The organism is Undibacterium sp. TJN25 (assembly GCF_049339885.1).
In the GTDB taxonomy this organism is placed as follows: Bacteria; Pseudomonadota; Gammaproteobacteria; order Burkholderiales; family Burkholderiaceae_D; genus Undibacterium.
Genome location: NZ_JBMPPM010000004.1, coordinates 122,045 through 136,341 on the forward strand (window position 1 = coordinate 122,045; position 14,297 = coordinate 136,341).

Below are 14,297 nucleotides of genomic sequence, written 5' to 3' on the forward strand. Positions count from 1 at the left end.
TTATGCGTTGGCGCCGGCTTCGCGCAGGAATGCGCCAAGCACGGCAGTAAATTCTTCACTCGCCCCCAGATTGCCCATGTGGGCTACCGGCAGCTCGCAGTAACGCGCATGCGGGATGGCGCCAGCGAGATGCTTTGCCTGGACAGGGGGTGTTGCAGCGTCGTAGCTACCGGCAATTACCAATGTCGGCAATTGCAACGCAGTCAGGCGTGCGTCACTGAAGCGGAAGTCGCGGACGGCCGCGCAACATGCGATATAGCCGTCAGCCTCGGTTGCCATGAATAGCTCCCGGGAAAAGCCCACCACGGCGGGATTGGCTTCTGCAAATGCGGCAGTAAAAAATCTTTGCAGCGAACTTTCCCACAGTGCAGTCATGCCGTTCTCATGCGCGGTGGCGATGCGCCTGTTCCAAAAATCGGCTGCGCCGAATTCGGAGGCGGTATTGCTGAGTATGAGTTTTTGCATGCGGCCGGCGTGCATTTCCGCAAGCTCCATGCCTATCGCACCGCCCATGGACATGCCGCAATAGCTGTAGTCGCCGATTTCCAGCGCATCCAGCAGCCCGGCAACCTTGCCTGCAAAGCCCTTCAATAGCGTGGCGCCCAGCCATGCAGGGCTACCGTGGCTGGGGTAATCAAAGGTAAATATCCGGAAATCTTTCCTGAGTGCCGCTACCTGCTCATCCCATAGCGCCATGCCGGTTGCCAGCGCGTTACCAAAAACCAGCACCGGCGCATCTTTCGGGCCCGCTACACGGTACAAGACGTCTCCGCTCAATTGCGTTGGGAACGAAATAGATTTCTCATTTGACATTATTAGCGCTCATTTTATTTTGTTCGTATAGCGAACACACGTTCGCTATTAATTAATTTTAGTGAGATAGCGGTTTGCAGTCAACCCAGTTGCCGTCAAAAACCCGCCATGCTAGAGTCCGTCACCTGAGCCAGAACGACTTTCACGATGAGCGAACCCGCAACAAACCCAGATTCAGAAAATTTTGTCGACGCCTTCGCGCGCGGCCTGTCGGTTATTTGCGCTTTCGACGCTGACCACGCGGAGCTCAGTCTTTCCGAAGTTGCGGAGATTGCCGGGATCAGCCGGGCTGCCAGCCGCCGGTTGCTGTCCACGCTGGTTCATCTGGGCTACGTACAGGCCAGCGGTCGCACGTTCAGGCTAACGCCCAAGATCATGAAGCTGGGATATGCCTATCTGTCTGGGCAGGCTTTGCCTGATATCGTCGAACCCTATGTGGTTGACGTGGCGGAGAAAACAGGGGAATCGTGCTCGGTCTGCGTACTGGATGGTAGCGACGTCGTGTATATCGCACGTGCTTCCACCAAGAAAATCATGTCCATCAACCTGGCAGTAGGCACGCGGCTGCCGTCCTGGGCCACGGCTACCGGGCGCATCCTGCTGGGCAGCCTGGAACCAGGCCGGCTGGCCTCGACGCTGGCCGATAGCGATTTCATCAAGCATTCAAGCAATGCGGCCGGAGATCTGGCGACGCTGCAGTCGGCAATACAAGCGTCGGAGGAAAATGGGTATTCGCTGGTCAGCCAGGAGCTGGAGTACGGTCTGGCCGCCATTGCCGTCCCGCTCAGGGATAAGTCCGGCAAAATCGTCGCTGCGATGAATGTTGCCTGCCATGTCGTCCGCAATACCCGTGAGCAGATGATAGAACATCACCTGCCCCTGCTGCAGCATGCGGCCGCTGAGATCAACTCCGCACTGGCAGCCCGATAAAGAGCCTTCGGAAACCCCAGGAGCAATACTGTAAACGCTCGTCTTTTTAACGGCGCTGACCACGCGGCGGTCAGACCTCTCATCAAAAAAACAAGGCTCAATAACGGTCATTCAGCCCTTCTGCAGCGTGATCGAGACGAGCGGAATAGCTGTTTGACCTGCATCTCCCCTGCTTTTTATTGCCCTCTTCAGCTGCGCATTCGCGCTGATGATGGCAACTATAGGGTGGATGAGGTGGATAAGGGAGATCAGGGAAATCAGACTTCAGTTGGCCCAGTTAATGTAAAAAGACACCGGTCTTCGTAAAATCTGTCAATGCAAGCCGGGCCACAGCAGCCAGCCTGCACAACCCAGGCCCAGCAAGTCGATCAAGCCCATTTGCAGTAAGGACAGCCGCCCCTGCATATAGGCTCCCAGTGCCCAGAAACCCGAAATGACCATGCCGGTCAGCAGCAAAGACCTGCCGTAGGAAAAATCATCCGCAAACCACAGGTAGGCAGCGGAAGCAAGCACCGCGAGAACGAATTGCGCAACGGCGATATACGCTGCCGTGCGTGTCAGCGGCGGGTTGTAGAGGCGCCGCGCTTCGTCCAGGTCAAAATCCTGCGAGCCGGGAAACCTGGCAAGGAAATCCGCGGGGCGCCAGCCGGGCGGCTTGAACCAGACGCGCAGTTTGTCGGGCCAGCGCTCCGTCTGGCGCGCAACATTCCACAAAGTCCAGTATTCCGCGCAGATAGCCCAGACGGGATCCCAGCTTCTCAGCGCGCTGCGCGTTCCGTAGACGCAAGCTTCGTTTTCTTCGGCAAAGGTGCCGAACAGCCGGTCCCAGATCACCAGCATGCCGCCATAGTTTTTGTCCAGGTACTGGTCGTTGACGGCATGGTGCACACGGTGGTTGGACGGCGACGAAAACACGCGGTCGAACCATCCCAGCTTGCCGATATGTTCGGTATGTATCCAGAACTGGTACAGCAGCACAATGAGGCCGGCGACGGCGAACTGCTCCGGCGGCACGCCGGCAACAGCCATGGGCAGATAAAATATCCAGCCGATGAAGGCAACCGTGCTCTCCTGGCGCAGCGCCGTCGAAAAATTAAAATCCTGGCTCTGGTGGTGCACCATGTGCGCCGCCCACATCACTGCGCATTCATGGCCAAAGCGATGCAGCCAGTAGTCGCAGAAATCGAACATCACAACGGCAATAATCCAGCCATACCAGGTTTCCCACAGCGGCGCATGCGGAAACAGTGCTACGTAATCGAATACCAGTGCATACAGGCCGATCTGGAACAGCTGGGTGACAAGCGCCACCAGCTGGCTGATCAGGCCCTGGCTGAGACTGCTGAGTGCATCGTTCAGGCGATAGGTATTGCGCTGCCTGAACCAGCCGTAAGCGAATTCAACGCACATCAGTATGGAAAATAGCGGAAAGATGAGAACAATGAATTTTTCCATACCTGCAGAATCCGGATAAAAAGGTCAAGCAAAGGGTCAAGCAAAAAGCACAGCCGGTTTCAACATCCGGTGAAGCCTGGGGATACATTTTCAGATGCTTTGGCGCATACCCAAATTAAATGGGCATCGCATTGCACGTCACATATTTTACGATGTTTAGGCTTGCGGCGAATGGCGGACCATAGCGGACAATTGCTGGCCCAGGTGCCGCCTACTCGAAACGATAGCTCAGCGACAGCAACGCGGAATTGGACGCGTGCCGGGCCACGAGTGGGCTGGCGCTGATCGTATTGTTCAGCCACGTGCGCCGCAGGTTGGCATTGACATACCAATGGCCACTGACCTTGGCCTCGATGAAGAGCCCGACAAAGGTATTGACCGCGTCCCGCGGTTGGTAGACAGCTAGCCCGCTCCTGGCAGATTCCGCCGCTGAAACGCCGTAAAAATACCGCACATAGGCGCTGGAACGGTATTCCGCGCCAGCTTGCGGATATAACGCAAAAGGACCGGTATCAAATTCGGCTGCATAAATCAGGTCCACCAGGTTGCCGCCGGACTTGTTTGCATCATGGAAGGCGTTCAGGAAAACCGCACCCAGCGGCGTCGTCTGCAAGGTCCCCAGCCCTATCGGCAACGACGATTTGCGCCGGTCCAGCCCACCCTGCGCTGTCGGCAGCGGCGTGTAGCCGTCCCCGATATAGCGGGCCACCAGTTCCAGGCTGCCGTAGCCGGCCGGCACCAGCCGGACGCCGAAGGTATCTATCCGCGCAAAAAGGCGGCCATAGTCGAAGTTCGCATAAGGGACGGCACTGGTATTGGACGTCGAGGAGCGCGCTATCGTAGGAGCAATATTGGCACCCACGCCGATGTCGCCGATCAGGCGGGCGGTTTCCGCGGGCGATTCCTGGGCCAGCAAGGGCGGGGATAATGTTAAAAATGGTAAAGCGTAGGCAAATTTGGTCCATCCGGGCTTCATCAGATTTCTTTCCTGGGCGCAGCCCAAATTCAAGTACAGGATTATAGCGGAAAGGGTACGGCGATAAGGCTGTCGGACTTTCCAAAGTCACTCTATGAGCACCCGGCCAAGTCCAAATATATTAAGCTTATCGGTTATCATGATGCCAAGACTGCACATCGGAATAAGCTTGAGCCCATCCTGCAATCAGTCTAAACTGTTTGCCGCAGCAAGCAATTGCGTACACGCATCAGGTTTGCCGCAGCAACTGCATACACGCACCAATAAAGCGGTAGCCGTTGCGGCCTACAGTAGCCAAATTAAGTATAAATTAAGAATAAGATAGTAACCTGAGGGTGACATAGACACACCAGGTTGGGGAACATGAATGAAAACAATTGAAATGCCCGGCGGGCAGCATGCAGTGTTGGCGCTGCATGGACTGCTGGGCAATCCATTGGAAATGCAGTTTGTCGGCAAGAAGTTACAGCGCGCGGGGTACAGCGTGGTCATACCTCTGATTCCCGGCTACGGCTACTCCAGCGGACAAGGAAAATCCTACCGGTCGACACGCAGCGAAGACTGGTATGCCGAAGTGCAGCGCCAGTTTGATGCGCTGAAGCGTACTCACGCCAGCGTGTCGGTCACCGGACTGTGCATAGGCGCCGTGCTTGCACTGCGCCTGGCGATGGATCGTGGCGATGAAATATCGGCGCTATCGCTGCTGGCCACCACGCTGTCCTACGACGGCTGGAGCATCCCGAAATACCGCTTCCTGCTGCCACTGGCCTATTACACGCCGGCTCGCTACCTGTATTCGTATAAGGAGCGTTATCCTTACGGCCTCAAAAACGCCAACCTGCGTGCCTGGATCGCCAGGGAAATGCAGGTCACAAGTTCATCGGCAGCAGGTGCTTCCAAGCTGTCCGCCGAAGGCATCTTCCAGGCGCACCGGCTGATCAAGCAGGTCAGGCGCCGGCTGCAGGACGTGACCGCGCCATCGCTGATCATTCATGCGGAAGAGGACGATGTCGCCAGCCCCAAAAGCGCCGACATGGTCGAGAGCCGCATCAGCTCGCCGATCAAGAAAAAAATCATCTTGCACGATAGCTACCACATCATCACCCTGGACAACGAAAAGGAAAAGGTCGCAGCCGAAACGGTTGACTTTTTCAACCAGCACTCGCAGTCTTCCAGACTCAAGCTGATGAGTGCCTGATCTACATTATTTATTGCTAATTCACTTATGACTTCTTTTCCTACAGTTGCCAAATTACTGGCCGAGCGGCTCGACGTACAGATCGACACCATCCAGCCGACCACCGAACTCCAGACGCTGGGCGCGGATTCGCTGACGGTCATCGAACTGATCTTCGACCTGGAAGACGAATTCGGCGTCAAGCTCGGCGATGAGCGTCCCGACCTCGTCGTGGTGCAGGACATTGCCGATTTCATCGACCGCTACGTCAGCCAGAAGGCCGCGCAGGGATGAGCCTGGAGCGCGTGGTCATTACCGGGCTGGGGGCCGTCTCCGCCCTCGGACTTGGCGCCGATACCAATTTTTCCCACGCGCTGGCCGGCCTGTCCGGCATAGATTTCCTGTCACTGCCCGACCTGCGCCAGCTGCAAGGCCACGTCGCGGCCCAGATCAAATTCCCCCTGCCGGATCTTGTCAAGAAGACGGAACTGCCGCAGTTCGATCGTGTGGCGCTGCTTGCCTGGGCCGCCGCCAGCGAAGCATTGCAGCAGGCCGGTCTCGGCGACCAGGCGAACAATGCCGCGCTGCTGGAAAGCAGCGGCGTGTTCTGGGGAACCGGCATGGGCGGCGCGCAGACGGTGGAAACCGGCTACGTGGACCTGTTCGTCGAAGGCAAGGAACGTGTGCGTCCCATGTCCATCGTTGCCACCATGAATAACTCAGCGGCAGCGCAGATCGCCATGCGCGCCGGCTTCGGCGGCACGGTCAACACCTACAGCAGCGCCTGCGTATCATCGGCGCAGGCAATAGGCGAGGCCTTCCGCCACATACGCCACGGCTATGCCGAACGCGTGCTGGCCGGCGGCGCAGAAGCACTGCTGACCTATGGCGTCGTCACCGCCTGGGATGCACTGCGCGTACTGGCTCCTGCCAATGCAGCACACCCAGAACGTTCCTGCCAGCCCTTCTCTGCACAGCGCAACGGCCTGGTGCTGGGCGAAGCGGGGGCAGCCGTCATGCTCGAATCACTGTCTTCGGCCCAGGCACGCGGCGCCATCATCCTGGCGGAGCTCGCCGGTTACGGCGCCAGCAACGATGCCGCCCATATCACCAAGCCGGACGCTGCAGGACAGGCGCGCGCGATGCGTGCCGCCCTTGCGGACGCCGGCCTGCGTTCCGGCGATATCGGCTACATCAATGCCCATGCGGCCGGCACTGCCGCCGGCGACCAGGCCGAGGCAGCATCCATCCAGCAGGTATTCGGCACAGGCACACAGGCACCTCTGGTCAGTTCCACCAAGGCGCTGCATGGCCATACTCTGGGCGCTGCCGGCGCACTGGAATTTGTGCTGACGATACAGGCACTGCGAAACCAGTCAATCCCGCCAACCGCTTTCCTTGACGATCCGGATCCGGAATTCGATCTGGACTTCGTTGCACTGCAGGCGCGTACAGATCAGGCAATCCGTGCAGCGATGTCCAATTCATTTGCATTCGGCGGCAGCAATGCTGCGCTGATCATCAAGGAATTTGTGGCCTAACAGCCTAGCAGCAGCTTCGCCGCAATGGCATATATATCCCAAATGTACGCCATATACAAAAACGCCCGGTCTCTGTTCAGCTACCGGGCGTTTTATTTTTCTACGGCACAACAGGCATCTAAAAATTGCTGCGGAACTGTACGCCGAACAGGCGAGGATCATTGGTAAACCCGGTCAGGTTATCAAAGTCGATGGCCCCTGTGACAACCTGCTTGTTCAGCACATTGCGTACGAAGCCGGCCAGTTCATATTTACCGCTATCCCATTTGTAGCCCACGCGCAGGCCGCCGTCCAGCAGGGGCTTGCCGGTGAACTCCTTGGATTCGTACAGGAACAGGTTGATTTTGCTGCGATAGGACCAGTCGGTGGAGAAATAGACTTCGTTGTAGTTTGCCAGCGGTATCCTGTATAGCGCTGTCGCGTTGGCAATCCACCTCGGCGCCTGCGGCAGCGGATTGCCGTCTATCAGGTAATAGCCGTTGGCGTTGACCGGATCCAGCATTGTGCACGGCGCGCCGCAGCCTGCCGTGTACAGATTGGGATCTTCGATCTTCGTGAAGTTGTAGCTACCGCCAAAACTCATGCGAAGGTTCGGCGTGATGCGCGCCTCCAGGTCTGCCTCTACCCCGCGGCCAGCTGTTTTCTTGGCGTTGATCAGCGTGATCGTATTGCCGCCTCCCCCCACTGCCGACAACTGCTGGTTCTTCACATCAAACGAATACACACTGACATTGAGCCGCACGCGGCGGTCCAGCAGGTCGGACTTGATGCCGGCCTCGTAGGATGTCACCGTCTCTGCATCCGCCACCGTGATCGGCGCGGCCTGAGACGGCGCGGCGATACTAGGAGCGCGGAAGCCGGTCGCTACGCGTGCGTAGGCGCCGACATCCTTGGTTATCGCATAGTTGGCGCTGACGTCCCAGTTGACCTTGGATTTGGATTCGCTGACGCCGCCGGGACCGGTGAAGCTGACATTGTCCTGGATCTCGGTTGAGAAATCCTTCTTGTCGCGCGTATACCGCAGACCGCCGCGAAGCTTGAAACGGTCCGTTACGTCGTAGCTGAGCGAGCCGAAGGCGGCAACCGCTTCATTCTTCTGGCGGTTGCGCAGCAGGCTGTTCTGCGCCTCGGTGACGGTATCATAGCCATAGGAATCGGCCACCGCATTTTCATTAAAATAATACAGGCCGGTCTGCCAGTTCAACGGACCGGTATTTTTCGACTCCAGCCGGATTTCTTGCGTGAATTGCTTGAGGCTAGGCACGGAGGAAGCCGTTTCTACCTGGAACGGAATGAATCCAGGCCCGCCGGGCGTACCGCCGTCAATATCGCCACGAGAAAAGAAGCTGGAGACGTGTTCATAGCCGGTGATGGAGTGCAGGCTGACGCCGTCCAGGTCCCAGTTCAGCCGCACGCTACCACCGTCCGAGTGCAGGTTTTGCGTGTTGTGACCGTTGATGCTGATAGTGCCGGGGCTATAGCCGGGAACGATGTCGTTGCTGCCTGTTGCCAGCAGGTTGGCTCGAAACAGACGGGAACTGCCTTCCGTGCCACGGGCATGCAAGTTGAACAGTGCGTTGAAGGTCGTGCTGGGCTTGTACAGCAGCTGCAGGCGCGCGGCGCGCTCTTCATAGCCGTCAAGATTGCCTTGCGTGTTGCCGGTGTTTTCCACCCATTTGTCGCGGTGCTGCATCTGGCCGGAAAAACGCATTGCCCACTGGTCGTTCAACGGCACGTTGACAGCGCCTTCAGCAATCGCCGTGTTGTGGCTGGCGTCGGACAAGCTGTAATAGCCGTAGACGCCGTCGAAACCGGGCTTGGCCGATTCAAACTTGACCACGCCGGCCGGCGTATTGCGGCCAAACAGCGTTCCCTGCGGACCGCGCAGCACTTCGACATTCTCGATATCGAACATGGGCACACCCTTGAGGACGACGTTTTCCTGCACCACGTCATCCATGATCAGGGATACCGGCTGGGAAGCGAACGCTGAAAAGTCCGTATTGCCGTAACCGCGGATATAAAATCGCGGCGATACCCGGCCTGTTGACGATTCTATGTTCAGGCTGGGAATGCGGGCTGCCAGCACCCGGATATCCTGCCCGCTGGCCGTAAAGGTTTCCAGCTTGTCCGCATTGATCGATGTGACGGACAGCGGCACATCCCTGATGTTTTCACTGCGTCGCTGCGCAGTCACAATAACCGTTTCCAGCTCGGTGCTGGCTTCCGCGGCAACCGGTGCAGGCTTGGACACGGGCGCTTCCTGCGCCCATGCGGCGCCCAGAGGCAACAACACTGCAAGGCCGAATGCAGTTTTTTTTACAGCGCCGGTGCGGATCGGTGCTCTCGATTTCTTCCCCATTTTCCATTCCCTATCAAAGCAAAGTGATAAAAAAATTCAATCGTATTTTTTCAGTCGTATTCTTGTGATGCAGGCAATAATTGAAAAACTTCGTCTCCGCCGGCGCAGGCTTCCATCGCTGAGATTTTCACCACAGCGTTGAGAATTCCTGCCTCCTCCTTAATTATTTATTTCGTTTAAGGTATTTTTTGGATACTATGTTAAACGTTTAACCTTAGCAAGAAATTGCTTGTTGTTTTTTGGCAGCAGCGCTTTCAGGATGAGAAAATAGGCAACCGCTGCACCCCTTAAAGGACGATACCGATGAGCTCTCTTCTCTTGTGCGCAGACTACGTCATCCCGATGACAGACGACAACGCCGTCATTGAAAACGGCGCCGTGCTCGTGGATGCCGCCGGCCGCATCGCAGCAGTCGGCGCTGCGGATGCATTGCGCCACCTGCACTCCGATGTACCTACCCGTATCATGAAAGATCGCCTGCTGATGCCCGGCCTGGTGAACACCCATTGCCACTCGGGTCTGCTCAGGGGGACCGCGGAAGGCCTGCCGGTCTGGGCCTGGCTGCAGCAGTATATTGACCCTATGCACCGCGTGCTGCAGCCTGGAGAGGCAGAAGCCGCTTCATGGCTATGCTATGCAGAGGCCCTGCTCTCCGGTACGACCACCATCGTCGACATGTGGCGCTATATGGACGGCTCCGCGCGAGCAGCCGAGCAGCTTGGCATACGCGCAGTGCTAGTGCCGTATGTCGCGGAACACCCCGAGCACGACTACTTCGAAACCCTGGCCACCAACGAGCACATGCTGCGCCAATGGCATGGCAAGGCGGACGGACGCATCCACGTGTGGGTCGGGCTGGAGCACATGTTCTATGCGGTGCCCAAGGCCTGGGACCGTGCCGTGCGGATGACGCATGAATACCAGGTAGGCTTACACACCCACAGTAACGAAAGCCGCTTCGATGTAGAGGAAACTCAGCGCCGCTACCAGATGCGCCCGGTGGAGGCACTGGAAAAATTCGGCCTGCTGAATGCACACAAGGTGATGCTCGCGCACTGCGTGTGGCTGTCCGAAAACGAAATCGCACTGCTGCGCGCGCATTGTGTCAGCGTCGCGCATAACCCGGTCAGCAATATGAAACTGGCCAGCGGCGCGGCGCCTGTTACCGCACTGCTAGCGGCCGGCATTGCCGTGGGCCTGGGGACGGATGGCGAAAAAGAAAACAACAACCTCGACATGTTCGAGGAGATGAAAGTGTCGTCGCTGCTGGCAAAATTCTCCGCATTGGATGCGCAGGCACTGGACGCGTGGTCGATCTGCAAAATGGCGACGATTAGCGGCGCCCGCGCGCTGGGGCTGGAGCATGAAATCGGTTCGCTGGAAGTGGGCAAGGCCGCCGACCTGATCGCCGTGCGTACCGATACTGCCCGCATGACACCCCTACTCACCGGCGACTTCCTCAACCTGCACCACAATCTGGTACATGCCGTGCAGGGAGGCGACGTGGACCTGACGATGGTCAACGGCAAAATCTGCGTCGACAACGGCAAGCTGGTGACAGCCAGCATGCGCGCGCTGATCGACCAGGCAAATGCGGTGACGCCAGGCCTGTTTGCCCGCCGCAGCGAATGGCTGAAGAAAAACGGCGTCGGCGTGCAGCGGGGCGACGAAAGTGAAGAAGAAGGGCTTTACCGGCTGTAGAGCTATAGGCCTATAGGGCTGTAAGGCTAAAGGCTGCAAACCATTTAGCTATACGGCGATCAGGCAATGGCCGCGACTACTGGCGCAGATCGCGCACGCTGCCGCGGTCCTTGACGATCAGCTCCAGAACGGTAGATGGTTCGGGATGATCGCTGTTAACCAGATGCATCAGCTGGTCCACCACGTGCGCTGCCAGTTGCGGTATGGACGGCGATATCGTCGTCAGCGGCGGGCTGCTGAACTCGGCCTGCCTGGCATCGATGTAGCTGATCACCGACAGCTCTTCAGGCACCCGTATGTTCAGCCGCGATGCCGCCTGCAATACGGCAAAGGCGAACTGCAGGCCGAAAGTCAGGATCGCCGTGGGGCGCGGCCCTGAGGACAGCATCGCATACGCCTTGTCATGTGCGTCCTGGAAGGCATAAGTAGTTTCCAGCTTCCAGCGCGGCTTGATCTTTAACCCGTTCGCAGCGGTAAAGCGGGTCACACCCGACATCAGCTCCTCACCGCGCGGCATGGACAGCGGTCCTGTCACCAGACCGATATCGCGATGGCCACGCTCCGCCAGGAACTCCATGGCTTTGTGGCTACCGTCGGCCAGATGGTCGATCAAACCCTGCTGCCCGAAACCGGACAGTACGTCCCAGTTCAGGAACACCATCGGCGTCTTGGCAGCCATGCTCTCCGGGTCCTCTATCCATTGTTCCGAGTGCCCGAGCAGGATAATGCCGGTAGCGCGGCGCAGGAAGGCCGACATCGAATTGCCTTGCCGCATTTTCTCCAGCGTTTTGATCTGTACGCGGAACACTGTCAGTCCATGGCCTTCGCAGATATCTTCGATAGTTTCGGCAATATCCGAAAAGAACGACGTTTCGGCAACCGCCACCGCCAGGATGACCAGCGGCGCGCGCGAAGTCTTGAACCACGCCGCCAGCGAATCACGCTGATAGCCGAGGCGGTCTATCGCAAACTGTATGCGCTGCCCGGTCTCCTCGCCCACCGGCTTGGTCTTGTTCAGGTAATGCGACACCGTCGCGATGGAAATATTCGCCTCGGTTGCAACGTCTTTCAACGTCACGCTAGTGTATTCGGCCATAAGCGCAGAGAAAAAAAAGAAAAGGGATGCGGCGACAAAGGGCGCTTGCCGTTGCTACCACGCGTGCAGTCTAGCATACGACCCCTGAAGCACCGCGTAATACCGGGCTTGCAGCGCAACATTTTGAGTTCCGCTTTTATAGGGCAATTGCAGATGTGACAGGCATGAACGGCGCCGGCCTTTGCACCATTCCATCGCTACCGCGCGCCACTATATCGCCGCAAGATAAGCGGATTTTAAAAGAAGGCGATTGACACTTTGCGCAGGTTTCATGTTTAATGAACGCATCTATGTTAAACGTTTAACCAATGCTGAGCGACGCAGTGTTTTGATGTACGGATTGCGTCATTCCTTGCGAAGCGCGGGTCTTTTACCTTTGAGTCCAATACCATGCACACACAAAAAGTCATCTTCGATACGGACCCCGGGATTGACGATGCGATGGCCCTGCTCTTTCTGGCCAGGGCGCCGGAACTGGAACTGGTGGGTATCACTACCGCCATAGGCAACGGATATATCGAGGCGACAACGCGCAATGCCTTGTACCTGAATGAGCGCTTCAAGCTTGGTGTGCCCGTCGCACAGGGTGCAAGCCGCCCGCTGGAAGGCGAGGCCTCTGCGCCACCCACCTGGGTGCACGGTGAAAATGCGTTGGGCGATATCCCAATGCCAGATGCCATTGCAGGCCAGGTACATGAACTGCCGGCCCATCAATTCCTGATCCAGATGATCAGGCAGTATCCGCACCAGATCACGCTGATTGCAGTAGCACGCCTGACAAACCTGGCGCTGGCCCTGCGCGAAGCACCGGACATCGCTCATCTGCTCAAGGAGTTGATCGTGATGGGCGGTGCATTCGGCACGCACGGCCACACCGGCAATGTCACGCCGCTGGCGGAAGCGAACATCATCGGCGATCCGCTCGCCGCTGAAGAAGTGTTTGGCGCAGCATGGCCCGTTACCGTGGTCGGCCTTGACGTGACCCAGCAGACGATGATGAGCAACGCCTATTTGCAGCGATTGGCAGAAGAAGCAGGCGAGACCGGGCAATTTATCTGGGACATCTCCCGCGCATACGAAAATTTCCACCGCACGATGGGTGTGGCGGACGGATTTTACGTACACGACTCATCGGCAGTGGCCTACGCCATCGACCCAACGCTGTTCAGCACCAGCAGCGGCCCGGTCCGCGTAGTGACCGACGGCTTTGCCGTCGGCCACACCATACAGTCCAGACCTGGCGCCTGGGGCGAAAGGCCTTCACTGCAGGTATGCCGCAGCGTCGATTCGCCACGCTTGCTGGAACTGTACCGGTGCGTGCTGTGTTCCCTAACCAAGGAGTAGCCCATGGATGTCCAGGTAGTCGATTATCGCGTGCCGGATGCGCCTGCACGTTTCGTTGAATCGTTGCGGCAGACCGGTTTCGCCGTACTGACCCACCACCCTATACCGCAGGAGAGCATTGAGCGCATCTACCGCGAGTGGCTGGGTTTCTTCGGCAGCGACGCCAAGCACGCCTATGCAGTAGACGGCAAAACCCACGATGGCTTTTTTTCTACCGCGGTGTCCGAAACGGCCAAGGGCGGCACGCAGCGCGACTTGAAGGAATTTTTCCATATTTACCCGTGGGGAAAATATCCCGCCGAAGTATCACCGGCAGCGCTAGACTACTATGATTTGGCAGGAGCACTGGGGGCGAAATTGCTGCAATGGATAGACCAGGAAACGCCGGCTGATGTCAGCGCGCTTTTCAGCATGCCCCTGTCGCAGATGATCACCGGCAACCCTTCTACCCTGTTGCGTGTATTGCGCTATCCGCCGCTGCAAGGAGAGGAGACGCCAGGCGCCCTGCGCGCAGCCGCGCATGAAGACATCAATCTGATCACGCTGCTGCCGGCAGCAAACGAGCCCGGGCTCCAGGTCAAGGACGGCAAAGGCGACTGGCATGACGTTCCCTGCGATTTTGGCATGCTGGTGGTGAATATAGGCGACATGCTGCAAGAGGCATCCGCCGGCTATTATCCTTCGACGACGCACCGCGTACAGAATCCGGCAGGCGCCGGCCGCACGCAGTCACGCATCTCATTGCCCTTGTTTATCCAGCCCAGAAACGAGGTCAGGCTCTCCGGCGCTTACCTAGCCGGACAGTATCTGGAAGAACGCCTGCAAGAACTGCGTGGCGTGAAGAAAATTTGATACCGGTGCAGGCCAAGGGTGGACACTTCACTCGCGCCGGATGTCGCCGG

At 57.9% G+C, this 14,297-nt stretch carries 12 protein-coding genes; 7 read left to right on the plus strand and 5 right to left on the minus strand.

The features are described 5' to 3' along the window. Positions 1 to 762: an alpha/beta fold hydrolase gene (locus ACO0LO_RS10695; protein ID WP_422964211.1), complete on the minus strand. Its 762-nt coding sequence runs from the start codon at positions 760 to 762 to the stop codon at positions 1 to 3. A gap of 198 nt (positions 763 to 960) precedes the next feature. On the opposite strand from ACO0LO_RS10695, the gene ACO0LO_RS10700 reads away from it, so the two are divergent. Next, positions 961 to 1,743 carry an IclR family transcriptional regulator domain-containing protein gene (locus ACO0LO_RS10700; protein WP_422964212.1) on the plus strand — a complete coding sequence of 261 codons (783 nt, stop codon included), beginning with the start codon at positions 961 to 963 and terminating at the stop codon, positions 1,741 to 1,743. Between the two features lie 312 nt (positions 1,744 to 2,055). On the opposite strand, the gene ACO0LO_RS10705 is transcribed toward ACO0LO_RS10700, so the two are convergent. Together ACO0LO_RS10705 and ACO0LO_RS10710 are read right to left on the minus strand one after the other, a co-directional pair. After that, complete coding sequence (locus ACO0LO_RS10705) at positions 2,056 to 3,198, minus strand: sterol desaturase family protein (protein WP_422964213.1); 1,143 nt, start codon at positions 3,196 to 3,198, stop codon at positions 2,056 to 2,058. 211 nt (positions 3,199 to 3,409) lie between these two features. Beyond that, a complete protein-coding gene (locus tag ACO0LO_RS10710; RefSeq protein ID WP_422964214.1) occupies positions 3,410 to 4,174 on the minus strand; it encodes a MipA/OmpV family protein in 765 nt (254 codons plus the stop codon). A 367-nt stretch (positions 4,175 to 4,541) separates the two neighbouring features. Between ACO0LO_RS10710 and ACO0LO_RS10715 the strand changes: the two genes are divergently transcribed. Genes ACO0LO_RS10715 through ACO0LO_RS10725 form a run of 3 tightly spaced genes read left to right on the plus strand, consistent with a single transcriptional unit; the run spans position 4,542 to position 6,892 of the window. Beyond that, positions 4,542 to 5,372, plus strand: coding sequence for an alpha/beta hydrolase (locus ACO0LO_RS10715; RefSeq protein ID WP_422964215.1), 831 nt, complete (start codon positions 4,542 to 4,544; stop codon positions 5,370 to 5,372). Positions 5,373 to 5,399: 27 nt separating this feature from the next. Then, on the plus strand, positions 5,400 to 5,645 hold the full coding sequence (locus tag ACO0LO_RS10720) for a phosphopantetheine-binding protein (protein WP_422964216.1): 246 nt from the start codon (positions 5,400 to 5,402) through the stop codon (positions 5,643 to 5,645). Continuing rightward, positions 5,642 to 6,892, plus strand: coding sequence for a beta-ketoacyl-[acyl-carrier-protein] synthase family protein (locus ACO0LO_RS10725; protein WP_422964217.1), 1,251 nt, complete (start codon positions 5,642 to 5,644; stop codon positions 6,890 to 6,892). Before ACO0LO_RS10720 ends, ACO0LO_RS10725 begins: the two co-directional genes overlap by 4 nt. Before the next feature lie 118 nt (positions 6,893 to 7,010). Here the strand turns inward: ACO0LO_RS10725 and ACO0LO_RS10730 are convergent, their stop codons facing one another. After that, positions 7,011 to 9,254: a TonB-dependent receptor gene (locus ACO0LO_RS10730; RefSeq protein ID WP_422964218.1), complete on the minus strand. Its 2,244-nt coding sequence runs from the start codon at positions 9,252 to 9,254 to the stop codon at positions 7,011 to 7,013. A gap of 303 nt (positions 9,255 to 9,557) precedes the next feature. Here ACO0LO_RS10730 and ACO0LO_RS10735 point away from each other — a divergent pair, with 303 nt between their 5' ends. Continuing rightward, complete coding sequence (locus tag ACO0LO_RS10735; protein WP_422964219.1) at positions 9,558 to 10,955, plus strand: amidohydrolase family protein; 1,398 nt, start codon at positions 9,558 to 9,560, stop codon at positions 10,953 to 10,955. 76 nt (positions 10,956 to 11,031) lie between these two features. Here ACO0LO_RS10735 and ACO0LO_RS10740 read toward each other — a convergent pair whose 3' ends face one another. Next, complete coding sequence (locus ACO0LO_RS10740) at positions 11,032 to 12,051, minus strand: LacI family DNA-binding transcriptional regulator (RefSeq protein ID WP_422964220.1); 1,020 nt, start codon at positions 12,049 to 12,051, stop codon at positions 11,032 to 11,034. Between the two features lie 390 nt (positions 12,052 to 12,441). On the opposite strand from ACO0LO_RS10740, the gene ACO0LO_RS10745 reads away from it, so the two are divergent. Next, positions 12,442 to 13,395, plus strand: a complete 954-nt coding sequence (locus ACO0LO_RS10745) for a nucleoside hydrolase (RefSeq protein WP_422964221.1) — start codon at positions 12,442 to 12,444, stop codon at positions 13,393 to 13,395. 3 nt (positions 13,396 to 13,398) lie between these two features. Next, on the plus strand, positions 13,399 to 14,247 hold the full coding sequence (locus tag ACO0LO_RS10750; RefSeq protein WP_422964222.1) for a 2OG-Fe(II) oxygenase family protein: 849 nt from the start codon (positions 13,399 to 13,401) through the stop codon (positions 14,245 to 14,247). Positions 14,248 to 14,297: the final 50 nt, after the last annotated feature.